The following is a 22,696-nucleotide window of genomic DNA, read 5'->3' as shown; positions in this document are numbered from 1 at the left end:
CGCCCGGAATGGTACGGGGAAATGGGTTCGCCACTCCCGAGCCGCAGGTGAGATCCTGGGAAACGGTATGTCTACTTCCTTCGCCGACCTCCAGACCCTGCTGACCGAGGTCCCGCTGCGCGACGCCCATCGGCTCGGCCGCCGTCTCGAAGGCGCCCGCCGCATCCGCAAGCCCGAGGCCAGGCAGGCCGTCCTGGACGAGATCGCCGCCGAGGCGGCGAAGGCGGCGGCCCGCACCGCCGAGCGGGCGTCCCGCGTGCCCGAGATCACCTACCCGGAGCAGCTGCCCGTCAGCCGGAGGAAGGACGAGATCCTGGAGGCGATCCGCGACCACCAGGTCGTGATCGTCGCCGGTGAGACGGGTTCCGGCAAGACGACGCAGATCCCGAAGATCTGCCTGGAGCTCGGCCGGGGCGTGCGCGGCCTGATCGGTCACACGCAGCCCCGGCGGATCGCGGCCCGCACGGTCGCGGAGCGCGTCGCGGAGGAGCTGCGCACGCCGCTCGGCGAGGCGGTCGGCTGGAAGGTCCGCTTCACCGACCAGGTCGGCCCCGACACGTTCGTGAAGCTGATGACGGACGGCATCCTCCTCGCGGAGATCCAGACCGACCGCGAGCTGCGCGCCTACGACACGATCATCATCGACGAGGCCCACGAGCGCAGCCTCAACATCGACTTCCTCCTCGGCTACCTGGCCCAGCTGCTGCCGAATCGCCCCGACCTCAAGGTCGTGATCACCTCCGCGACCATCGACCCGGAGCGGTTCTCCCGGCACTTCGGGGACGCGCCGATCGTCGAGGTCAGCGGCCGGACGTACCCGGTGGAGGTGCGCTACCGGCCGCTGCTGGAGGAGGACTCCGAGGAGCCCGACCGCGACCAGACCACCGCGATCTGCGACGCCGTCGACGAGCTCCAGGCGGAGGGCCCGGGCGACATCCTGGTCTTCCTCTCCGGCGAGCGGGAGATCCGCGACACGGCGGACGCGCTGCTGAAGAGGAAGCTGCGGAACACCGAGGTCCTGCCGCTGTACGCGCGCCTGTCCCACGCCGAGCAGCACCGCGTCTTCCAGCAGCACGCCGGCCGCCGCGTCGTCCTCGCCACCAACGTGGCGGAGACGTCCCTGACGGTCCCCGGCATCAAGTACGTCGTCGACCCCGGCACGGCGCGGATCTCGCGCTACAGCCACCGCACCAAGGTGCAGCGGCTGCCGATCGAGCCGATCAGCCGGGCCAGCGCCAACCAGCGCAAGGGCCGCTGCGGCCGCACCAGCGACGGCGTCTGCATCCGGCTGTACTCCGAGGACGACTTCCTCGCCCGCCCGGAGTTCACCGACGCGGAGATCCTCCGGACGAACCTCGCGTCCGTCATCCTCCAGATGACCGCGGCCGGACTCGGCGACATCGAGAAGTTCCCCTTCATCGACCCGCCGGACCACCGCAACATCCGCGACGGCGTGCAGCTCCTCCAGGAGCTCGGCGCGCTCGACCCGGCGCAGAAGGACCCCCGGAAGCGCCTCACCCCGCTCGGCCGCAAGCTCGCCCAGCTCCCCGTCGACCCGCGCCTGGCGCGCATGGTGCTGGAGGCCGACAAGAACGGCTGCGTCCGCGAGGTCATGGTGATCGCGGCGGCCCTGTCCATCCAGGACCCGCGCGAGCGCCCCGCCGACAAGCAGGCGCAGGCCGATCAGCAGCACGCCCGGTTCAAGGACGAGACGTCCGACTTCCTCGCCTTCCTCAACCTGTGGCGGTACGTCCGCGAGCAGCAGAAGGCGCTGTCGTCGTCGGCGTTCCGCCGCATGTGCAAGGCGGAGTACCTGAACCACCTGCGCATCCGCGAGTGGCAGGACATCTACAGTCAACTGCGCACCGTCGCCAAGCAGATGGGGATGCACCCCAACGAGGAGGACGCCGACGAGCAGCGCGTCCACGTCTCGCTCCTCGCGGGCCTGCTCTCCCACGTCGGCGTGAAGGACGTGAAGACCACCGGCGGGGAGGGCGGGAAGCCCGCGGGGAGGAACGAGTACCTGGGCGCGCGGAACGCCAAGTTCGCGATCTTCCCCGGCTCGGCGCTGTTCAGGAAGCCGCCGCGGTTCGTGATGTCGGCCGAGCTGGTCGAGACGTCCCGGCTGTGGGCGCGGGTCAACGCCAGGATCGAGCCCGAGTGGATCGAGCCGCTCGCCGGGCACCTGCTGAAGCGCACGTACTCGGAGCCGCACTGGGAGAAGGACCAGGCGGCCGTCATGGCGTACGAGAGGGTGACGCTGTACGGCGTGCCGATCGTCGCCCAGCGGAAGGTCACCTACGGGCGCGTCGACCCCGAGGCGTCGCGCGAGCTGTTCATCCGGCACGCCCTGGTGGAGGGCGACTGGCGCACCCACCACAAGTTCTTCGCGGACAACCGGAAGCTGCTCACCGAGGTCGAGGAGCTGGAGCACCGGGCGCGGCGCCGCGACATCCTCGTGGACGACGAGACGCTGTTCGACTTCTACGACCGGCGGATCCCGGAGCACGTCGTGTCGGGCGCGCACTTCGACTCGTGGTGGAAGCACAAGCGCCGCGACGAGCCGGAGCTGCTCGACTTCGAGCGCGAGATGCTCATCAACGAGAAGGCGGGGGCGGTCACCAAGGCCGACTACCCCGACTCGTGGCGGCAGGGACCGCTGAAGTTCCGCGTGACGTACCAGTTCGAGCCGGGCGCGGACGCGGACGGCGTCACCGTCCACATCCCGCTCCAGGTGCTGAACCAGGTCGTCGACGAGGGCTTCGACTGGCAGATCCCGGGCCTGCGCGAGGAGGTCGTGACCGAGCTGATCCGCTCCCTCCCCAAGCCGGTCCGCCGCAACTACGTGCCGGCGCCGAACTTCGCGCAGCGGTTCCTGGAGCGGACCGCGCCGAGCGCGGAGCCCCTGACGTCCGTCCTGGCCCGCGAGCTCCACCGCATGGTGGGCGTCCCGGTGGGCCCGGACGACTTCGACTGGGCGAAGGTCCCCGACCACCTGAAGATCACGTTCCGGATCGTGGACGAGCGGCGCCGCAAGCTCGCCGAGGACAAGGACCTGGAGGCGCTGAGGCTGACGCTGCGCCCCAAGGCCCGCCAGGCCCTGTCGAAGGCCGCGGCGGCCGCCTCCGCGGGCCCCTCGGGCTCGGGCGGGTCGCTGGAGCGCTCGGGCCTGACGGACTGGACGATCGGCACGCTTACCCGGGTCTTCGAGACCCGCCGGGCGGGCCAGCCGGTGAAGGCGTACCCGGCCCTCGTCGACCAGGGCGAGACCGTCGCCGTGCGCCTCTTCGACACGGAGGCCGAGCAGGCGCGTGCGATGTGGCGGGGCACCCGGCGGCTCATCATGCTGAACATCCCGGTGAACCCGGCGAAGTTCGCGTCCGAAAAGCTGACGAACCAGCAGAAGCTGGCCCTCTCCCGCAACCCGCACGGCTCGGTGCAGGCCCTGTTCGAGGACTGCGCGACGGCTGCGGCGGACAGACTGATCGCCGACCACGGCGGACCGGCTTGGGACGAGGAGGCGTACCGGAAGCTGTACGACGGCGTCCGCGCCGACCTGGTGGAGCTGACCGTGCGGACGGTGGACCGGGTCCAGCAGGTCCTGGCCGCCTGGCAGGCCTGTGAGCGGCGCCTGAAGGCCGCGAACAGCCCGGCCCTGGTGAACAACCTCCAGGACGTGCGGGAGCAGCTGGCGGCGCTCGTGCCCCCCGGTTTCGTCACCGCCACGGGCCTGCGCCGCCTGCCGGACCTGATGCGGTACCTGGTGGCGGTGGACCGCCGCCTCCAGCAGATGCCGACGTCGGTGCAGCGGGACACCACCCGCATGGAGAAGGTCCACGAGATGCAGGACGAGTACGCGTGGCTGCTGGAGCAGTTCCCGGAGGAGCGTCCGGTGCCGCAGGAGGTCCTGGACGTCCGGTGGATGATCGAGGAGCTGCGGGTCAGCTACTTCGCGCACGCGCTGGGGACGGCGTACCCGGTGTCGGACAAGCGGATCGTGAAGGCGATCGACGCGCTGGCCCCGTGAGGCCGCGCGACGTGGTGACGGGACGGTCGCCGCGGGTGAGTTCGACCGCACGGTCCGGCCTGCTGTAGAGTCTCTCTCGCAGCCGGGGAGCAAGCGGCTGCGAAACCTGGTCCTGTGGAGCAGTTTGGAGTGCTCGCCACCCTGTCAAGGTGGAGGCCGCGGGTTCAAATCCCGTCAGGACCGCATCGATCGACGAGGCCCGCACCGAGAGGTGCGGGCCTCAGTCGTGTTCCCGTCGCGTCCCCGTCGTGCTCTGCCGCGCTCCCGCCGCCCTCCCGTCGTCCCGCACGACGCGCGCCGGCGGTCGGGGCCGGTACCGCCCGCCGGCGGATCGGTGCCGGCCGCCGGAGACGGACGGCCCGGACTGCGGGGACGCGGCCGGTCCCGGCCGGAGGCGGACGGCCCGGAGCGGCGGCCCACGACCGGGCGGGCGACCCGGAGCCGGACAAGCCGCGTGCGGCCGGACCGGGAGCGGCGGCCGCACGAACCGCCCCCGGCCGAACCGGGACCCGCGACCGGGCGGGGGACCGTGGAGGCGGGGGCCGTGCGCTCCCACGCGGCTCGTCCCCGGCCGTCGCCGTCCGCCCGTACCGCCGGCCCGGTCGCCACCCCGGGGGCGGGCGCTCCCGCGGGCTGCGCGGGAAAGGGGGAGACCCGGGCAGCCCGGCTTCCGGCACGGCAGCCGCCCCTGACGGGGTGTCGGAGCCACGGTGCGGTGTGACACGAGTCACGGAACTTTTCCCTACAGCCGACCCATCCGCCCCTCCCGACCACCCGCCCCATTTAAAGTGTGCAATTGCACCGCGCCCCATGTGCGCATGGACACACAAAAAAGATCGCGCCGGACCCGGCGGAGTCCGGCGCGATCGATGACGTCAGCCCGTTGGGGCGGGTGGCCGTCGGTGGCGCATGGGGTGGGCGGACCGGGTTGGGGGACCCGGAAAAGCCCGGTTCACAAGGGTGTTCAGGCCTCGCTTCGCTGCTGCGGGATGCCCGCGAGCAGCGCACGGACCTCCGCCTCGCGGTACCGGCGGTGCCCGCCCAGCGTGCGGATGGACGTGAGCTTGCCCGCCTTTGCCCAGCGGGTCACCGTCTTCGGGTCCACGCGGAACATCGTGGCGACCTCGGCGGGGGTCAGCAGCGGCTCAGCATCAGGGGTGCGAGCGGTCATGAGCGGCCTCCTCGGGAGAACCGACGTTCTCGGTTCTTTCCTCTAAATTCTGCACCTTGACCCGCGTTGCCCGAAATGGCGGACGCGGGCCGAGTCGGTTATAGGACGAACGGCTTGTCCTCGGCACTACAACTACACCATCTGTCCAGCCACCTTCGGCCAAACCGATGGAATTGCCCTCTCAGGCATCCATCAACGGCGGAAGTCGATGGACCATGCCATAGCGGACAGTCACGTCACAGTGACGATCAGTCACAGAGCGATCAGGAGCCACCAGACCCCCCATAGCGTGCAATGCTGAGCCTTCCACCCATAGTTGGACGGAAAGAGCCCTCCCCGGACTCCTTGTCCTATTTTGACACGAGGTTGGGCGATGGGCGCAAGAGCCACTGTTAGTGCGATCCATCACCCTTGGGACAAAGGCCCGGTTCGAAGGGGATCCCTCCATCACCTGACGTCACACAAGACTCAAGCGCAACAGTGCCCGATGCAACAGCCCGGCCCGGGAATCTTCCGTTCAGTTGGCGAACTGCCGGTGCCGCACCGCGCGCCACCGCTCTGCGAGCCGCTCGTAGGCCGCCCCCGCGGCCGCCCCGTCGCCGTCCCGGAGCGCGGCGATGCCCGCCGCGACGTCCGCCGCGGACCGGTCCCCGGCGAGCAGCTCCGCCGGCAGGGCGTGCACCAGGCCGCCGTAGTCCAGCTCCACCAGCGAACGCGGGTGGAACTCCTCCAGCCACCGGCCCACGTCGAGCAGGCCCTCGGTGAGCGGCCCCTCGTCGACCGACTCGCGCAGCGTCCGCAGCGACCGCGCCACCCGCCGCCGCGCCTGGACCATCGGCGTGCGGTACCGCAGCACCGGCGCCTCCCCTCCGCCGCCCGGCGCGTACTCGCGCTCCTCGTCCGCGAAGAGGACGAACCACCGGACGGGCACCTGCCACACCGCGCTCCTGATCCACGGCCGCGCGTCCGGGTTCCGCTCCCGCCACCGCTCGTGGTCCGCCGCGGCCTGCCTCCGCACCGGCGGCGGCAGCGCCGCGTCCAGCACGGACCGCGGCAGCAGCTCCTGCGCCTCTCCCAGGGCCAGCCAGGAGCGCAGCCGCGTGCGCCACGGGCAGACGCACAACGCGCCGGCCGACTCCGCCACGAACGCCTCCGCGCTCTCGTGCACCGGCACGGGCACGGGCGGTGTCGGCACCAGGTCGGCGAGGGAGCGCCGCAACTCGTCCTGGGCCGTGGGCCCCCCGCCGCGCAGGACGCGCTCCGCGTAGCGGGCCCAGTGGGCGCGCTCGGGCTCCGGGAAGGCGGCCAGGGGCTCGTACACGCGCAGGTAGGAGGCGTACGGGACGAGGACCGAGGAGACAGCCGACATGCGCCGCATCCTTCCACGCAGGCGCCCCCCGGGAAGGTGATCCTGCGCACTGCGTCGGCTTTACGGCCAGGTAGGACTTACCCTCTTGCGGACAGGTCCCTCCCCACCCCCCGGAGGAACCGATACCGCCGCTTCGTACTTGGGAGTCACCACCGTGACCGATGTGACCGACGGCGTCCTGCACACCCTGTTCCGGTCGGAGCAGGGGGGCCACGAGCAAGTCGTGTTGTGCCAGGACCGCGCCTCCGGCCTGAAGGCCGTCATCGCCATCCACTCGACCGCCCTGGGCAGCGCCCTCGGCGGCACCCGCTTCTACCCGTACGCCTCCGAGGAGGCGGCCGTCCTCGACGCGCTCAACCTGTCGCGGGGGATGTCGTACAAGAACGCCCTGGCTGGTCTGGAGCACGGCGGCGGCAAGGCCGTGATCATCGGGGACCCGGAGGTCGTCAAGACCGAGGAGCTGCTCCTGGCCTACGGCCGGATGGTGGCCTCCTGGGCGGGCCCGGTACATCACGGCCTGCGACGTCGGCACGTACGTGGCGGACATGGACGTCGTCGCCCGCGAGTGCCCCTGGACGACCGGCCGCTCCCCCGAGAACGGCGGCGCCGGGGACTCCTCGGTCCTCACCTCCTTCGGCGTCTTCCAGGGCATGCGCGCCTCCGCCCGGCACCTGTGGGGCGAGCCGACGCTGAGCGGCCGCAGGGTCGGCGTCGCGGGCGTCGGCAAGGTCGGCCACCACCTGGTCGAGCACCTGGTCCGGGACGGCGCCGAGGTCCTCGTCACGGACGTGCGCGAGGAGTCGGTGCGCCGTGTCACCGACAGGTTCCCCCAGGTCCGGGTGGTCGCCGACACGGACGCCCTGATCCGCACCGAGGGCCTGGACGTCTACGCGCCGTGCGCGCTCGGCGGCGCGCTCAACGACGACACCGTGCCCGTCCTGACGGCGCGGGTGGTGTGCGGCGCGGCCAACAACCAGCTCGCGCACCCGGGCGTCGAGAAGGACCTCGCCGAGCGCGGGATCCTCTACGCGCCCGACTACGTCGTCAACGCGGGCGGTGTGATCCAGGTCGCCGACGAACTCCACGGCTTCGACTTCGACCGCTGCAGGGCGAAGACGGCGGAGATCTTCGACACCACGCTGGAGATCTTCGCACGTGCGAAGGAAGACGGCATTCCGCCGGCCGCCGCGGCCGACCGGATCGCCGAGCAGCGGATGGCCGACGCCCGCCGCGCGTAGCACCGCGCACGGGCCGTTTCCGGTCATGGAACGCACGTCCGCCGGGTGGGCTCCCTTGACAGGCCATCCGGCGGACGCCGCACATGTGCTCAGAGGCGCCTTTCGGACACTCTCCGCATTGGTGGGTTCGCACAATCCTGCGCCCGCCGTCGGGGAGAGATGGCTCACCCCGGTCGGCGGGTCGACCTTCGGAAGAAGCTAGAATCGCAGCTGACCAGCGAGGACGGGGCGCCTCGCGGGTCCGGCGCCGAGGCGCGTCATGCGGGCGGCGTACCGTATGGCCGCGGAAGCAGGTACCGTTAAAGCCCACGGGCCGGTCTCTCCGCGGAGAGTCCGTTCCGCACCATGAACGCGTGTCAAGACTCTGGGGCCGTCGAGCCCCGTCACCGAGGGGGTCGAGCCATGGGGCGCGGCCGGGCCAAGGCCAAGCAGACGAAGGTCGCCCGCCAGCTGAAGTACAACAGCGGTGGGACGGACCTCGCACGGCTGGCCAGCGAGCTGGGCGCATCGACTTCGAGTCAGCCTCCGAACGGAGAGCCGTTCGAGGACGACGACGAGGAAGACGACCCGTACGCCCGCTATGCGGAGCTGTACAACGACGACGATGACGAGGACGAGGAGTCCGGTCCGTCATCGCAGCGTCGCGGCGCTTGACGCCCGCACTCTTCCAACCCGGTCCGGGGTTCCGCCCCGGACCGGGTTTGGTGCTGTTCAGCCCGCGTAGTCACCCGTCAGGGCGGCACCGGCCGCGTGGTCCCCGCGCTCGGTGACCTCACCCGCGACCCAGGCCTCGACGCCCCGGTCCGCAAGCGTCGCCAGCGCGACGTCCACCGACTCGGCGGGGACGACGGCCATCATGCCGACTCCCATGTTCAGGGTCTTCTCCAGCTCCAGCCGCTCCACCCGACCGGCCCTGCCGACCAGGTCGAAGACCGCGCCGGGCGCCCACGTCGACCGGTCGACCACGGCGTGCAGGTGGTCCGGGACGACCCGCGCCAGGTTGGCCGCCAGGCCGCCGCCGGTGATGTGGCTGAAGGCGTGCACCTCGGTGGTCCGGGTGAGCGCCAGGCAGTCCAGCGAGTAGATCCTGGTGGGTTCCAGCAGCTCCTCGCCGAGGGTCCGGCCGAGCTCGTCCACGTGCTGCTCCAGCGCCATGCCGGCCCGGTCGAACAGGACGTGGCGGACGAGCGAGTACCCGTTGGAGTGAAGACCCGAGGAGGCCATCGCGACGACCGCGTCACCCGTACGGATGCGATCGGCGCCCAGCAGCCGGTCCGCCTCCACGACGCCCGTGCCGGCGCCGGCGACGTCGAAGTCCTCGGGGCCGAGGAGACCGGGGTGCTCGGCGGTCTCACCGCCGACGAGGGCGCAGCCGGCGAGGACGCACCCCTCGGCGATGCCCTTGACGATGCCGGCGACCCGCTCGGGGTGGACCTTGCCGACGCAGATGTAGTCGGTCATGAACAGCGGCTCGGCGCCGCACACCACGATGTCGTCCATGACCATGGCGACGAGGTCGTGTCCGATCGTGTCGTACACGCCCATGCGGCGGGCGACGTCGACCTTCGTGCCGACGCCGTCGGTGGCGGAGGCGAGGAGGGGACGCTCGTAGCGCTTGAGGGCGGAGGCATCGAAGAGGCCGGCGAAACCGCCGAGGCCGCCGAGGACCTCGGGGCGCCGGGTCTTCTTCACCCACTCCTTCATCAGCTCGACGGCGCGGTCGCCCGCCTCGATGTCGACGCCCGCGGCGGCGTAGCTGGCGCCGCCTGTGGCACTGGTGGCCTGAGACATGGCTACAGAACTTTCGGTCGTACGGCGGGGGCGTGGGTGCCTACGGGCGGCGGAGCGCGTCGGCGGCGGCCGTGGCGGCGAGGCCCGCGGCCAGCTCCGTCTCCAGCAGCTGCTTGCCGAGCAGCTCGGGGTCGGGCAGCTCCATGGGGTACTCGCCGTCGAAGCAGGCCCGGCAGAGGTCCGGCTTGGCGATCGTGGTCGCCTCGACCATGCCGTCGAGCGAGATGTACGCGAGCGAGTCGGCGCCGAGGGACTTGCCGATCTCGTCGACCGTCATGCCGTTGGCGATCAGCTCGGCGCGGGTGGCGAAGTCGATGCCGAAGAAGCACGGCCACTTCACGGGCGGCGAGGAGATCCTGATGTGGATCTCGGCGGCGCCGGCCTCGCGGAGCATCCGGACGAGTGCGCGCTGCGTGTTGCCGCGGACGATCGAGTCGTCGACGACGACCAGGCGCTTGCCCTTGATGACTTCCTTGAGGGGGTTCAGCTTGAGGCGGATGCCCAGCTGGCGGATGGTCTGGGACGGCTGGATGAAGGTCCGCCCGACGTACGCGTTCTTGACCAGGCCCGCGCCGAACGGAATGCCGCTCGCCTCCGCGTAGCCGATCGCGGCGGGGGTGCCGGACTCGGGCGTGGCTATGACGAGGTCGGCGTCGGCGGGAGCTTCCTTGGCGAGTTTCCGCCCCATCTCCACCCGGGAGAGGTAGACGTTCCGGCCGGCGATGTCCGTGTCCGGGCGGGCCAGGTACACGTACTCGAAGACGCAGCCCTTGGGCTTGGCTTCCGCGAACCGGGACGTCCGCAGGCCGTTCTCGTCGATGGCGATGAGCTCGCCCGGCTCGATCTCGCGGACGAAGCTGGCGCCGACGATGTCGAGGGCGGCGGTCTCCGAGGCGATGACCCAGCCCCGCTCCAGCCGGCCGAGGACCAGCGGGCGGATGCCCTGCGGGTCGCGGGCGGCGTACAGCGTGCCCTCGTCCATGAAGACGAGGGAGAAGGCGCCCTGGACCTGCGGCAGGACCTTGGCGGCGGCCTCCTCGACGGACAGCGGCTCGCCGTCCTCGTCGGTCTGGCCCGCGAGGAGCGCCGTGACGAGGTCGGTGTCGTTGGTGGCGGCAGCCTGGTCGGACCGGCCGTTCCCCTTGGGGAGGCCGGCGGCCATCTCGGCGAGCTGCGCCGTGTTGACGAGGTTGCCGTTGTGGCCGAGGGCGATGGAGCCGTCGGCGGTGGCCCGGAACGTCGGCTGGGCGTTCTCCCAGACGGACGCGCCGGTGGTCGAGTAGCGGGCGTGACCGACCGCGATGTGACCCTGCAGGGAGCTGAGGGAGGTCTCGTCGAAGACCTGGGAGACGAGTCCCATGTCCCGGAAGACGAGGATCTGGGAGCCGTTGCTGACCGCTATTCCGGCCGATTCCTGACCCCGGTGTTGGAGGGCGTAGAGCCCGAAGTACGTGAGCTTTGCGACCTCTTCGCCCGGAGCCCAGACGCCGAAGACGCCGCAAGCGTCCTGGGGGCCCTTCTCGCCGGGAAGCAGATCGTGATTGAGTCGACCGTCACCACGTGGCACGCCACCGAGTGTAGGCGAGGTCGACCACTGGTCCGAATTGGGGACGGAGCCGCCCGGAGGGCCCCGCAGCGGGAAGGGCCCCCTGTCCAGGCGGCGTTTCCCCGCTTCCGGGGCCCTTCCAGGCCGTGTCCGGTGTGACGGACCTCGCACCTCACGGGGTCGTGGCGCGGGCTTCGAACCCGGAGCCGTCCTGCGCGGTGACCGTCAGTGCGCGCTGCTCGACGCGGTACGTCACCGGTCCGCTGCCCAGCGTTCCGTACAGCTTCCGCTCCAGCTCGTTCTGGGGCCGGGCGCAGATGCGGCGGGTCACCGCGAGCGAGCCGAAGGTGAGCTGGTCCCCCTCGGTCTTCACGGTGGCGGTGAAGTTGTTGCAGCCGAGGTTTCCGCGCGCGGTGCCGTCGGCGCCGATGGTGAGGTGCGGCCTGCCCTTGACACCGGCGGGCAGGGAGGCGGCGGTCCCCCCTTCGACGAGCGTCTCCACGCTCCACCTGGTGTTCTTCAGGGGCGCCTCCGGCCGCTCGGAGAAGACGAGGGTGTCGCCGCCGCGGGTGGTGAGGGTGAGGCGGTCGCCGCCGCTGTCGAGGCGGGCTTCGAGCCTGCCGGTGAACGCCTCGTGGAAGGCCTCCTCGAAGTCCCCCACGGGCTTCTCGCAGGCCTTCTTGGTCATGGTGACCCGACCCACGGTGACGGTGTCGCCGTCGACGACGGTGTCCTCGCTGAAGAAGTGGTTGCATCCGGCGGTGCCCTGGACCGAGCCGTCCGGCTTGAACTCGACGTAGGCCCCCGGGGCGGGGGCGGTCTTCTTCGCGCCGTCGGCGGTGAGGGCGTCGAGGGCCCAGTGGGTTCCGGTGAGAGGGATGTCGGGCCGGTCTCCGGAGCCCGGTCCGGAGCCGGAGCCGCCGGCGCAGCCGGCGAGGGCGGTGGCGGTGGCGGCGAGTACGGGAAGCAGGCACTTGTTGATCCGCATGCCGTTCTGACGGGTCGCGCGGCGAACCGGTTCCGTCCCCGCGCCGGCGCGGGGACGGGGTCAGCCCAGGACGGGGAGCCAGGGCGCCAGGTCGGCGCGTTCGCCGCTGGCGTGGAGGCGGGCCCCGGACAGCGCCTCCTGCCAGGAGGTCCGCCCCGTAGCCAGGCGGACCCACGTCAGCGGGTCGGTCTCGACGACGTTCGGGGGCGTCCCGCGCGTGTGCCGGGGGCCCTCCACGCACTGCACCACCGCGTACGGCGGCACCCGCAGCTCCACCGAGCCGCCCGGCGCCTTCAGCGCCAGCGCGTCCGACAGCACGCGCGTGCAGGTCGCGAGCGCCTGCCGGTCGTGCGGGACGGCCAGTCCCGTCGCGGCGTTCAGGTCGTCGGTGTGCACGGTCAGCTCCACCGTCCGCGTCACCAGGAAGTCGCCCAGCGGCATCCCCCCGAACCGCGTCGCGATCAGCCGCTCGTCCGGCGCCTCCAACGCCTCGGCCAGCTCGTCCGCCGTGCGCGCGTACAGCTCCGTCAGCCCGCCCGCCTCGTCCGCCCACTCGGCCAGCTCGCGGGTGTCCTCGTCCACCGCCGTCGCGAACCTCCGGGTCGCCGCGGGCCAGTCGAGCAGCCCCGCGTCCCGCGTAGCGGGCTCCGGTGCCGCCACACCCCGCACGACGGACCGCAGCACCAGCGCGATGTGGGCGGCCAGTTCGCGCACCGTCCACTCGCCCAGGCGCGTCGGCAGCCGCGACTGCTCCTCCGTCAGCCGTGCGACACCGTCCCGCACGTGCGTGAACTGCGCCGTCACCGCCGTACGGGTCTTCGCGGAGTCGTACCGGCGGGCGCGCTTCCTCGGCTCTGGCATGCCCCGAGGTTACCGCCGCTCCGCCGGGCCGCGGCCGTGTCCGCCGCACATCCGCCGTTCCCGCCCCGGCCGGACGTCCCCGCCGCCGCGCCGGGCGGCCGTGGCGCGGGGCGGCGTCCGGCTTCCCCGGGACGGACGGCGCACCGGCCCGGCCGGGGCCGCGACGCCGCGGAGGGCCGGCCCCGCGGTGTCGCGGGGCCGGCCCTCCGCAGTGCGTGCGGTCCGGGCGTCCGGGTCTCAGGCCAGCAGGCCCGGGATGGTCGCCTCGTGCGCCTCGCGCAGCTCCGCGAGCGGGATGGTGAACTCGCCCTGCACCTCGATCGCGTCGCCGTCCACGACGCCGATGCGCGTCGCGGGCAGCCCGCGCGCGCCGCACATGTCGGTGAAGCGCAGCTCCTCGCCGCGCGGCACCGCCACGACGGCGCGCCCCGCCGACTCGCTGAACAGGAAGGTGAACGCGTCCAGGCCGTCCGGGACGACCAGCCGCGCGCCGTTCCCGCCGCGCAGGCAGGACTCGGCGACCGCCTGGACCAGGCCGCCGTCGGACAGGTCGTGCGCCGCGTCGACCATGCCGTCGCGGGAGGCGGCGACGAGGATCTCGCCGAGCAGCCGCTCGCGCTCCAGGTCCACCTTGGGCGGCAGGCCGCCGAGGTGGTCGTGGACGACCTGGGACCAGGCCGAGCCGCCGAACTCCTCGCGGGTGTCGCCCAGCAGGTAGAGGAGGTGGCCCTCCTCCGCGAAGGCGATCGGCGTCCGCCGCGTCACGTCGTCGATCACGCCGAGGACGGCGACGACGGGCGTCGGGTGGATGGCGACGTCGCCGGTCTGGTTGTACAGCGAGACGTTGCCGCCGGTGACGGGCGTGCCCAGTTCCAGGCAGGCGTCCGCGAGGCCGCGGGTGGCCTCGGCGAACTGCCACATGACCGCCGGGTCCTCGGGCGAGCCGAAGTTCAGGCAGTTCGAGATGGCGAGCGGCCTGGCGCCGGAGGCGGCGACGTTGCGGTACGACTCGGCCAGCGCGAGCTGCGCGCCCGCGTACGGGTCGAGCTTGGCGTACCGGCCGTTGCCGTCCGTCGCCATCGCCACGCCGAGGTTGGTCTCCTCGTCGATCCGGATCATGCCGGAGTCCTCGGGCTGGGCGAGGACGGTGTTGCCCTGCACGAACCGGTCGTACTGGTCCGTCACCCAGGCCTTGGACGCCTGGTTGGGGTGGGCGACCAGCTTGAGGACCTGCTCGCGCAGCTCCCCGGGGGTCTCCGGCCGGGGCAGCGCGGCCGCGTCGTCGGCCTGGAGGGCGTCCTGCCACTCCGGGCGCTCGTACGGCCGGTGGTACGTCGGGCCCTCGTGGGCGACGGTGCCCGGGGGCACGTCGACGATCTGCTCGCCGTGCCAGAAGATCTCCAGGCGGTCGCCGTCGGTCACCTCACCGATGACGGTGGCGACGACGTCCCACTTCTCGCAGATCTCCATGAAGCGGTCGACGTACTGCGGCTCGACGATCGCGCACATCCGCTCCTGCGACTCGCTCATGAGGATCTCCTCGGGCGAGAGCGTCGCGTCGCGCAGGTGGACGCGGTCCAGCTCCACGCGCATGCCGCCGGAGCCCGCGGAGGCCAGCTCGGACGTGGCGCAGGACAGGCCGGCGCCGCCGAGGTCCTGGATGCCCGCGACCAGCTTCTCCCCGAAGACCTCCAGGGTGCACTCGATGAGGAGCTTCTCCTGGAAGGGGTCGCCGACCTGGACCGCCGGGCGCTTCGCGGGCTTGGTGTCGTCGAAGGTCTCGGACGCGAGGACCGAGACGCCGCCGATGCCGTCGCCGCCGGTCCGGGCGCCGTACAGGATGACCTTGTTGCCCGCGCCGGACGCCTTGGCGAGGTGGATGTCCTCGTGCTTCATCACGCCGATGCAGCCGGCGTTGACCAGCGGGTTGCCCTGGTAGCAGGGGTCGAAGACGACCTCGCCGCCGATGTTGGGCAGGCCCAGGCAGTTGCCGTAGCCGCCGATGCCGGCGACGACGCCGGGCAGGACGCGCCGGGTGTCGGGGTGGTCGGCGGCGCCGAACCGCAGCGGGTCGACGACGGCGACCGGGCGGGCGCCCATCGCGAGGATGTCGCGGACGATGCCGCCGATGCCCGTGGCCGCGCCCTGGTAGGGCTCGATGTACGAGGGGTGGTTGTGCGACTCCACCTTGAAGGTGACCGCGTACCCCTGGCCGACGTCGACGACGCCGGCGTTCTCGCCGATGCCGACGAGCATCGCGTCGGAGTCGGGCTTCTTCTCGCTGAACTGCTTCAGGTGGACCTTGCTGCTCTTGTACGAGCAGTGCTCGGACCACATGACCGAGTACATGGCCAGCTCGGCGCCGGTCGGGCGGCGGCCGAGGATCTCGCGGATGCGCGCGTACTCGTCCTTCTTCAGGCCCAGCTCGGCCCACGGCTGCTCGACGTCGGGCGTCTCGGCGGCGTGCTTGACGGTGTCGAGGGTCACGCTCGGTCGCTCCTTCGCGCGGGGTGGTGCAGATGTCGAGGGCCGGGGCGCCCAGTCGCTCCCGCGGCCGTTCCGGCGTCGAGGCCCATCAGGCGTTGACCAGCTTCTTGAGGACCGAGGTGAAGAAACCGAGCCCGTCCGTGCGGCCCGTGCCGACGAGCGGCTCCACGGCGTGCTCGGGGTGGGGCATGAGGCCGACGACGTTGCCCGCGGCGTTGGTGACGCCCGCGATGTCGCGCAGCGAGCCGTTGGGGTTCACGTCCAGGTACCGGAACGCGACCCGGCCCTCGGCCTCCAGCTCGTCGAGCGTGCGCTCGTCGGCGACGTACCGGCCGTCCATGTTCTTCAGCGGTACGGAGATCTCCTGGCCCCGCTCGTAGTCGGCGGTCCAGGCGGTCTCGGCGTTCTCCACCCGCAGCCTCTGGTCGCGGCAGACGAAGTGCAGGTGGTCGTTGCGCAGCATGGCGCCGGGCAGCAGGTGCGCCTCGGTCAGGACCTGGAAGCCGTTGCAGATGCCGAGGACCGGCATGCCGGCCCTGGCCTGCTCGACGATCGTCTCCATGACCGGCGAGAACCGGGAGATCGCCCCGGCGCGCAGGTAGTCCCCGTAGGAGAAGCCGCCCGCCAGGACGACCGCGTCCACCTGCTTGAGGTCCTTGTCGCGGTGCCAGAGCGGGACCGGCTCGGCGCCGGCGAGCCGGGCGGCGCGCAGGGCGTCCTGGTCGTCGAGCGTCCCGGGGAAGGTGACGACTCCGATGCGGGACGTCACGCCTCCTCCACCTTGACGACGAAGTCCTCGATGACGGTGTTGGCGAGGAAGGTCTCGGCCATCTCGTGGATGCGGGCGAGGGCGGCGTCGTCGACCGGACCCTCCACATCCAGTTCGAAACGCTTCCCCTGACGGACGTCCGCGATCCCCTCGAAACCGAGGCGGGGCAGTGCGCGCTGCACCGCCTGTCCCTGCGGGTCGAGGATCTCCGGCTTGAGCATGACGTCGACTACGACGCGTGCCACTGGCACTCCCGGTGGTGTGTTGCGTGGGCGGTTCCCTCAGCGTACCTGCCGACAAATTCTACGCGAGTAGATTTCCAGAGGATCCCACAAACGCACGAAGTGATCATGGATGGGAGGGATCGAGCAGGCGCCGCGGACGCCCCGGCGGCCCGGCGGCCCGGCGCCGGGGAGCACGCGGGAAAATCCGGGAAAAGAATCAGGTGCGGCGATTGCCGGAGGACACGCTGGGACAATTGCCGGGTCTTCCCAGTGCGGCACTCCGGGATGTACAAAGGAATACACCATGTAAATCAGGTATCGCCGCACGTCACACGTGTGACAGAACACACCTTGAACGGCGGCTTACCACGGGAAAGGACCGATATCCGTGGCGCAGCGCGTAGTGGTGACGCTCACCGACGACATCGAGGGCGGAGAAGCGGCGGAAACGGTCAGGTTCGGCCTCGACGGTAAGTGGTACGAGATCGACCTCAGCGAAACCAATGCAGAGAAACTGCGCAAGAGCCTCGAGCCGTACATGGAGGCGGGGCGGAAGAAGTCCGGCACGGAGAAGGCCCGCAAGCCGTTCCGGCACACCGCCGTCGACCCCGACCCCGCGGCCGTGCGCGCCTGGGCGCAGTCCAACAGGATGGAGGTGCCCGCGCGCGGGCGCATCCCGAAGCGGATCTACGAAGCCTTCCACCAGGCCAACTGAGGCCGGGGCGAGCGTTCCCGCGCGGGACGCCGCCGCGCCGCCGCACCCCTCCCGGCCCGCCGTCCCGGACGCCGACCGGCCGGGACGGCGGGCCGGGGTCGGCCCCGGGCATCGAGTTGCGTGGCACCCCCCTTGATCGGCTAGAGTCTGGAGCACGCCGAGGGGCGCGGCGGAAAAGCCGAGCGCCTCACGGAGCGTGCGGGTGTAGTTCAGTAGCAGAACATCCCCCTTCCAGGGGGAAGGCGCAGTGTGCGATTCCTGTCACCCGCTCCGCACCACATACCTACCACTCCGGTGGATCAGGTAGAGTGGTGTTCGCACCGCCCGGTGAGAGCCGGTCGGGAGCAATGCGGACGTGGCTCAGTTGGTAGAGCATCACCTTGCCAAGGTGAGGGTCGCGAGTTCGAATCTCGTCGTCCGCTCCAGAGTGAAGGCCCCGGTCATCAGACCGGGGTCTTCGTCATTCGGTGGGGGCTTCACCGTCTGGCCGGGCTTCGCCGTTCGTCCCCGGGGGCCGCCCCTCCCCATGACATTTGTCATCGCCGGCCGCTGACACCGCGTACTGCCGGGCGTCCCCGGGCACCCCGAGGCTGGAGCCATGACCAGCTACGACCACCACACGGGCCGCGACCGCCCCGCGCACGGCCACGTGATCGAGGCCGAAGAACTACGGCGCAGTTACACGGGGGGCTTCGAGGCCGTGAGCGGCGTCACCTTCGCCGTCCCCCGCGGTGAGGTCTTCGCCCTTCTCGGCACCAACGGCGCGGGCAAGACCTCCACCGTCGAGCTCCTGGAGGGTCTCGCCCCCGCGAGCGGCGGCCGCGTCCGCGTCCTCGGCCGCGACCCGTACCGGGAGCGCGCCGCCGTCCGGCCGCGCATCGGCGTGATGCTCCAGGAGGGCGGCTTCCCCTCCGACCTGACCGTCGCCGAGACCGTCCGCATGTGGGCGGGCTGCACCAGCGGGGCGCGTCCCACCGGTGAGGCCCTGGAGACGGTCGGCCTCGCCGGCCGCGCGGGCGTCCGCGTCAAGCAGCTCTCCGGCGGCGAGCGGCGCCGCCTCGACCTGGCGCTCGCCCTGCTCGGACGGCCCGAGGTGCTGTTCCTCGACGAGCCGACCACCGGGCTCGACGCCGAGGGCCGCCGCGACACCTGGAACCTCGTGCGGGACCTCCGCGACACCGGCACCACCGTGCTGCTCACCACGCACTACCTGGAGGAGGCCGAGGCCCTCGCCGACCGGCTGGCGATCATGCACGGCGGCCGGATCGTCACCTCCGGAACCCCCGCCGAGGTCACCGCCTCCCGGCCCGCCCGCATCCGCTTCGAGCTGCCCGCCGGGGTGGCCGCCGCACAGCTCCCGCTCTCCCTGCGGGCCGCCCTGCCGGACGGGCGGCGCGTCGAGGTCCGCACCCACGACCTGCAGTCCTCGCTGGCCGAGCTGCTCCGGTGGGCGGACGAGCGGGGCGTACGGCTCGAAGCGCTCGACGCCCGGTCGGCGTCCCTGGAGGAGGCGTTCCTGGAGATCGCCCGCTCCGGCGCCGCGGCCGAGCCGGCGGGGGTGTGACATGGCCACCACGACCGCTCCGCGCCGGTCCGGCACCGGCACCACGGCGGCCGGGCGGCTCGGCGCGCTCGCCCGCGCCGAACTGCTCCTCCTCGTCCGCAACCGGACCGCCCTCTTCGTCACCCTCCTCATGCCGCTGCTGATGATCGGCTCCCTCCGCGCCGCCCTCGACGGGACCGGCCTGGAGGGGACGGGGATGACCCTGGTCGAGGCCGCCGTGACCGGTGGTCTCGGCATGGTCCTCGTCATCGTCGTCTACCTCAACCTCGTTCCCGCCTACGTCAGCCGGCGCGAGGAGCTGGTGCTGAAGCGGCTGCGCACCGGGGAGGTCTCCGACGCGGAGATCCTCGCCGGGACGGCGCTGCCCTCGGTGGCGCTCGCCCTCGCCCAGTGCGTGATCATGTCGGTGGCCGCGGTGGCGTTCCTCGGCGTGCGGGCGCCGCGGCGGCCCGAACTGCTCGTCGCGGGCATGCTGGTGGGCATAGTGCTGCTGGGCGCGCTCGCCGCGCTCACGGCGACGCTCACCAGGACCGTGGAGAGCGCGCAGCTGACGACGATGCCGCTGTTCCTGGTGTCGGCGTTCGGCTCCGGGCTGTTCGTCCCGCTGGAGGCGCTGCCCGAGCGGGTCGAGGCGGTGTGCGCGCTGCTGCCCGTGACCGGGGTGGTGGCGCTCGTACGGGCCGGGTGGCTCGGCGGGGCCGACGCGGGGGAGCTCGTACGGGCCGGGGCGACCGCCCTGGCCTGGACCGCCGCGGCGTTGTTCGCCGTGCGGCGGCGGTTCCGGTGGGAGCCGCGCCGCTGAGGGGGAGGGACACGGAAGCATGACCGCGCTGACGGGCTGGTGGACCCGCAGGAGCAACCCGGAGAAGGTCGAGCTCTACACGCGCTGGACGTACCACGGGCTCGCCTGCGTGGCCGTCTTCGTCGGCGGGCTGCCCGCACTGGCCGCGACCGGGGAGGCGGGGCCGGTCGGCGGGTGGCTGTCCCTCGCGGTGCTCCTCCACACCGTGGTCGTCGCCGTGCTCTCGTCGCGGGCGCTCAGCTGGCAGCTCGGCCGGCGCGGGCGCCCGAAGCGGCTCGCCGTCGCCGTCGCCGTGCTCACCGCGGCCGGCTGCGGCGCGGTGCTGACACTGCGGCGGGCGAGGCCGGACGTGGACCTCGAGATGTCGATGTACGTGGTGGCCGGCCTGGCCAGCTGGGGTGTCGGGGCGCTCGCCCTGTGCACGGTGCGGGTACGGCACATGCTGGGTCTGACGGTGGTCACGGTGGCGGGGCTCTTCGCGGCCTCGCTGGTCGTGGGGCTGCCGCCCGTCGACACGGCCACGTACGTGTTCCCGGCCGCGTTCGGCACCGTCGTCTTCACCTTCACCAGCGGCTTCTCCGGGTGGCTGCTGCGGGCCGTGTGGGAGCTGGACGCCGCCCACCGGCTCCAGGCGCGGCTGGCCGTCGCCGAGGAGCGGCTGCGGTTCGCGCGGGACCTCCACGACGTGATGGGGCGGAACCTCTCGGTCATCGCCCTCAAGAGCGAACTGGCCGTGCGGCTGGCCCGGCGCGGGTACGCCGACCGGGCCGTCGACGAGATGGTCGAGGTCCAGCGGATCGCCCGCGAGTCCCAGCGGGAGGTGCGGGACGTGGTGCGCGGCTACCGCGAGGCCGACCTGCACACCGAACTGGAAGGGGCGCGCGGCGTCCTGGCCGCGGCGGGCATACACTGCCGCATCGACGTCCGCGACCCGGACGCGGACCTGTCCGCCGCGGCGCAGTCGGCCCTGGCCTGGGTCGTCCGGGAGGCCACGACGAACGTCCTGCGCCACAGCGACGCCCGCCACTGCCGGGTGACGCTCTCGGCACCGTCGGACGGGGGGCAGGCGGTGCTGGTCGTCGAGAACGACGGCGCGGGCGCGAGACCCCCCGCACGGCGGCGGGACGCCGGGCGGCACCGGGGCGGCCGGGGAGCCGGAGGCGCCCGGCGGGACCGCCGGGTCCGGGCTGGCCGGGCTGCGGGAGCGGCTCGTGGTGCTGGGCGGGGCGCTGGAGGCCGGGCCCCCGGGCGGCGGGCGGTTCCGGGTGACCGCGCGGGTGCCCCTCGCGGGCGAGGACCGGCTCCCCGCCGCGGGCGAACCGGCGGGGAAGGGGTTGTCATGACCGTACGGGTCCTGCTCGCCGACGACGAGCACCTCATCAGGGGCGCGCTCGCCGTGCTCCTCGGGCTGGAGGACGACCTGGAGGTCGTCGCCGAGGCCGCGTCCGGCCCGGAGGCGATCGCCATGGCCCGCGCCCACCGCCCCGACGTGGCGGTGCTCGACCTCCAGATGCCGGGCGCCGACGGTGTGAGGGTCGCCACAGCACTGCGGACCGAGCTCCCCGGCTGCCACACCATGATCCTGACCGGCCACGGCCGCCCCGGGCACCTCAAGCGGGCCCTCGCCGCCGGGGTGCGCGGCTTCGTGCCGAAGACCGTCAGCGCCCAGCGGCTCGCCGAGATCATCCGCACCGTCCACGCCGGAAGCCGTTACGTGGACTCGGAGTTGGCGGCCGACGCCATCTCCACGGGCGACTCCCCGCTGACCGCCCGCGAGGCCGAGGTGCTGGAACTCGCCGCCGACGGCGCCCCCGTGGCGGAGATCGCCCGGCGCGCGTCCCTCTCCCCCGGAACGGTCCGCAACTACCTCTCCTCCGCCGTGCTGAAGCTCGGTGCGGAGAACCGTCACACGGCGGTGCGTCTCGCACGCGAGCGAGGTTGGGTATAGTGGTTCTCGCGCTGCGGCGCAGGCGGACGTGGCTCAGTTGGTAGAGCATCACCTTGCCAAGGTGAGGGTCGCGAGTTCGAATCTCGTCGTCCGCTCCAGAGCGAAGGCCCCGGTCATCGGACCGGGGCCTTCGGCGTTCCCGGAACCGCCGTGTCCGCCGTCCCGGAAGCGGGAGCGCCGGACCCGGCGGGGCCGGTGTACCCGCACCGGCCCCGCCGGCCTCCCGCCGCTACGACCAGGCCGTACCGGTCAGCAGCTCGTACGCCTCGACGTACTTCGCGCGCGTGGCCTCGACGACCTCCTGCGGCAGCGGCGGGGGCGGCTGCTCGCCGCGGCGGTCCCAGCCGGACTCCGGGGAGGTCAGCCAGTTCCGCACGTACTGCTTGTCGTACGACGGCTGCGCGCGGCCCGGCTGCCACTCGGCGGCCGGCCAGAACCGCGAGGAGTCCGGGGTGAGCACCTCGTCCGCGAGGACCAGCCCGCCGTCCTCGTCGTGGCCGAACTCGAACTTCGTGTCCGCCAGGACGATCCCCCGGTCCCGCGCCACGTCCCGCGCGCGGCTGTAGACGGCGAGCGTCGTCTGGCGCAGCCGCGCGGCGGTCTCCGCACCGACCCGGCGGGCGACCTCCTCGTACGAGACGTTCTCGTCGTGCTCGCCGACCGCGGCCTTCGTCGCGGGCGTGAAGATCGGGGCGGGGAGCTCCGAGCCGTCGGTGAGGCCCTCGGGGAGGGCGAGGCCGCAGACCGTGCGCGACTCCTCGTACTCGGCCAGACCGGAACCGGTGAGGTAGCCGCGGGCCACGCACTCGACCGGGATCATCCGCAGCGACCTGCAGACCAGCGTGCGGCCCGCCCAGTCGTCGGGGGCGCCCTCCGGGACCTCCGACGAGATCACGTGGTGGGGGATCAGGTCGGCGAGCTGGTCGAACCACCACAGGGAGAGCTGGGTGAGGACGCGCCCCTTGTCCGGGATCTCCGTGGGCAGCACCCAGTCGAACGCGGACATGCGGTCGCTGGCGACCATCACGAGGTCGCCCGCCTCGTTGCGGTACAGCTCGCGCACCTTCCCGGTGTGCAGATGCACCAGGCCCGGCACCTGAAGGGGCTCGGGCTTCTCTACGAATCCGGACACGGTTCCTCCCCGTGGTTCTGTCCCGTCGGCTCCGATTCTCCCGTACGCGGGGAGGTGCGCCGCG

Annotated in this window: 16 protein-coding genes, 4 tRNA genes and 2 pseudogenes; 12 read left to right on the top strand and 10 right to left on the bottom strand. The window is 72.3% G+C overall.

Annotation, left to right across the window (positions count from 1 at the left end):
* Positions 1-67: 67 nt before the first annotated feature.
* Both hrpA and LUW75_RS13160 read left to right on the top strand, forming a co-directional pair.
* Positions 68-4,027, top strand: a complete 3,960-nt coding sequence (gene hrpA, locus LUW75_RS13165; RefSeq protein ID WP_250335775.1) for an ATP-dependent RNA helicase HrpA — start codon at positions 68-70, stop codon at positions 4,025-4,027.
* A 108-nt stretch (positions 4,028-4,135) separates the two neighbouring features.
* Positions 4,136-4,210: transfer RNA gene (locus LUW75_RS13160), tRNA-Asp, on the top strand.
* Positions 4,211-4,991: 781 nt separating this feature from the next.
* On the opposite strand, the gene bldC is transcribed toward LUW75_RS13160, so the two are convergent.
* Both bldC and LUW75_RS13150 read right to left on the bottom strand, forming a co-directional pair.
* The gene (gene bldC, locus LUW75_RS13155; protein WP_003949541.1) at positions 4,992-5,198 is read right to left on the bottom strand and encodes a developmental transcriptional regulator BldC; all 207 of its coding nucleotides are present in this window, start codon (positions 5,196-5,198) and stop codon (positions 4,992-4,994) included.
* A gap of 517 nt (positions 5,199-5,715) precedes the next feature.
* Entirely contained in the window at positions 5,716-6,567 is an 852-nt protein-coding gene (locus LUW75_RS13150; protein WP_250335774.1) for a hypothetical protein, read from the bottom strand.
* 154 nt (positions 6,568-6,721) lie between these two features.
* Here LUW75_RS13150 and LUW75_RS13145 point away from each other — a divergent pair.
* Both LUW75_RS13145 and LUW75_RS13140 read left to right on the top strand, forming a co-directional pair.
* Positions 6,722-7,805, top strand: a pseudogene (locus tag LUW75_RS13145) (Leu/Phe/Val dehydrogenase).
* 402 nt (positions 7,806-8,207) lie between these two features.
* Entirely contained in the window at positions 8,208-8,459 is a 252-nt protein-coding gene (locus LUW75_RS13140) for a DUF3073 domain-containing protein (protein WP_023587557.1), read from the top strand.
* A gap of 57 nt (positions 8,460-8,516) precedes the next feature.
* Here LUW75_RS13140 and purM read toward each other — a convergent pair whose 3' ends face one another.
* The 7 genes from purM to purS form a co-directional block, all read right to left on the bottom strand.
* Positions 8,517-9,596, bottom strand: a complete 1,080-nt coding sequence (purM, locus tag LUW75_RS13135; RefSeq protein ID WP_250335772.1) for a phosphoribosylformylglycinamidine cyclo-ligase — start codon at positions 9,594-9,596, stop codon at positions 8,517-8,519.
* Between the two features lie 40 nt (positions 9,597-9,636).
* Entirely contained in the window at positions 9,637-11,163 is a 1,527-nt protein-coding gene (gene purF / locus LUW75_RS13130; RefSeq protein ID WP_250335771.1) for an amidophosphoribosyltransferase, read from the bottom strand.
* 151 nt (positions 11,164-11,314) lie between these two features.
* A complete protein-coding gene (locus LUW75_RS13125; protein ID WP_250335770.1) occupies positions 11,315-12,130 on the bottom strand; it encodes an META domain-containing protein in 816 nt (271 codons plus the stop codon).
* A gap of 60 nt (positions 12,131-12,190) precedes the next feature.
* Complete coding sequence (locus LUW75_RS13120) at positions 12,191-12,991, bottom strand: maleylpyruvate isomerase family mycothiol-dependent enzyme (RefSeq protein WP_250335769.1); 801 nt, start codon at positions 12,989-12,991, stop codon at positions 12,191-12,193.
* A 237-nt stretch (positions 12,992-13,228) separates the two neighbouring features.
* A complete protein-coding gene (purL, locus tag LUW75_RS13115; RefSeq protein WP_250335768.1) occupies positions 13,229-15,478 on the bottom strand; it encodes a phosphoribosylformylglycinamidine synthase subunit PurL in 2,250 nt (749 codons plus the stop codon).
* 88 nt (positions 15,479-15,566) lie between these two features.
* A complete protein-coding gene (purQ, locus tag LUW75_RS13110) occupies positions 15,567-16,247 on the bottom strand; it encodes a phosphoribosylformylglycinamidine synthase subunit PurQ (protein WP_250335767.1) in 681 nt (226 codons plus the stop codon).
* A complete protein-coding gene (purS, locus tag LUW75_RS13105; RefSeq protein ID WP_023587565.1) occupies positions 16,244-16,492 on the bottom strand; it encodes a phosphoribosylformylglycinamidine synthase subunit PurS in 249 nt (82 codons plus the stop codon). The genes purQ and purS overlap by 4 nt, the downstream gene beginning before the upstream one ends.
* A gap of 367 nt (positions 16,493-16,859) precedes the next feature.
* Between purS and LUW75_RS13100 the strand changes: the two genes are divergently transcribed.
* The 8 genes and pseudogenes from LUW75_RS13100 to LUW75_RS13065 all read left to right on the top strand — a co-directional run bounded on the left by LUW75_RS13100 (position 16,860) and on the right by LUW75_RS13065 (position 21,598).
* Positions 16,860-17,186, top strand: a complete 327-nt coding sequence (locus LUW75_RS13100; protein WP_250335766.1) for a histone-like nucleoid-structuring protein Lsr2 — start codon at positions 16,860-16,862, stop codon at positions 17,184-17,186.
* Positions 17,187-17,384: 198 nt separating this feature from the next.
* A tRNA-Gly gene (locus LUW75_RS13095) sits at positions 17,385-17,456 on the top strand.
* A 79-nt stretch (positions 17,457-17,535) separates the two neighbouring features.
* Positions 17,536-17,611, top strand: a tRNA-Gly gene (locus tag LUW75_RS13090).
* A gap of 173 nt (positions 17,612-17,784) precedes the next feature.
* Entirely contained in the window at positions 17,785-18,750 is a 966-nt protein-coding gene (locus LUW75_RS13085) for an ABC transporter ATP-binding protein (RefSeq protein WP_250335765.1), read from the top strand.
* A 1-nt stretch (position 18,751) separates the two neighbouring features.
* Positions 18,752-19,552: an ABC transporter permease gene (locus tag LUW75_RS13080; protein WP_250335764.1), complete on the top strand. Its 801-nt coding sequence runs from the start codon at positions 18,752-18,754 to the stop codon at positions 19,550-19,552.
* 19 nt (positions 19,553-19,571) lie between these two features.
* A pseudogene (locus tag LUW75_RS24665) lies at positions 19,572-20,351 on the top strand (histidine kinase); the annotation flags it as partial.
* Between the two features lie 540 nt (positions 20,352-20,891).
* On the top strand, positions 20,892-21,500 hold the full coding sequence (locus tag LUW75_RS13070; RefSeq protein ID WP_250335763.1) for a response regulator transcription factor: 609 nt from the start codon (positions 20,892-20,894) through the stop codon (positions 21,498-21,500).
* 22 nt (positions 21,501-21,522) lie between these two features.
* Positions 21,523-21,598: transfer RNA gene (locus LUW75_RS13065), tRNA-Gly, on the top strand.
* Between the two features lie 131 nt (positions 21,599-21,729).
* On the opposite strand, the gene LUW75_RS13060 is transcribed toward LUW75_RS13065, so the two are convergent.
* The gene (locus LUW75_RS13060; protein WP_250335762.1) at positions 21,730-22,632 is read right to left on the bottom strand and encodes a phosphoribosylaminoimidazolesuccinocarboxamide synthase; all 903 of its coding nucleotides are present in this window, start codon (positions 22,630-22,632) and stop codon (positions 21,730-21,732) included.
* Between the last annotated feature and the right edge of the window lie 64 nt (positions 22,633-22,696).

Origin of the sequence: Streptomyces sp. MRC013 (genome assembly GCF_023614235.1) — a bacterium.
Lineage (GTDB): Bacteria > Actinomycetota > Actinomycetes > Streptomycetales > Streptomycetaceae > Streptomyces.
The sequence above is the reverse complement of the archived record's forward strand: the minus strand, read 5'-3'. Positions and strand labels throughout refer to the sequence as shown.

Bases quoted from the DNA above. Each gene is read 5' to 3' on its own strand.
- hrpA (WP_250335775.1), top strand. From the start codon at position 68: ATGTCTACTTCCTTCGCCGACCTCCAGACCCTGCTGACCGAGGTCCCG.
- bldC (WP_003949541.1), bottom strand. From the start codon at position 5,198: ATGACCGCTCGCACCCCTGATGCTGAGCCGCTGCTGACCCCCGCCGAG.
- LUW75_RS13150 (WP_250335774.1), bottom strand. From the start codon at position 6,567: ATGTCGGCTGTCTCCTCGGTCCTCGTCCCGTACGCCTCCTACCTGCGC.
- LUW75_RS13140 (WP_023587557.1), top strand. From the start codon at position 8,208: ATGGGGCGCGGCCGGGCCAAGGCCAAGCAGACGAAGGTCGCCCGCCAG.
- purM (WP_250335772.1), bottom strand. From the start codon at position 9,596: ATGTCTCAGGCCACCAGTGCCACAGGCGGCGCCAGCTACGCCGCCGCG.
- LUW75_RS13125 (WP_250335770.1), bottom strand. From the start codon at position 12,130: ATGCGGATCAACAAGTGCCTGCTTCCCGTACTCGCCGCCACCGCCACC.
- LUW75_RS13120 (WP_250335769.1), bottom strand. From the start codon at position 12,991: ATGCCAGAGCCGAGGAAGCGCGCCCGCCGGTACGACTCCGCGAAGACC.
- LUW75_RS13085 (WP_250335765.1), top strand. From the start codon at position 17,785: ATGACCAGCTACGACCACCACACGGGCCGCGACCGCCCCGCGCACGGC.
- LUW75_RS13080 (WP_250335764.1), top strand. From the start codon at position 18,752: ATGGCCACCACGACCGCTCCGCGCCGGTCCGGCACCGGCACCACGGCG.
- LUW75_RS13070 (WP_250335763.1), top strand. From the start codon at position 20,892: ATGACCGTACGGGTCCTGCTCGCCGACGACGAGCACCTCATCAGGGGC.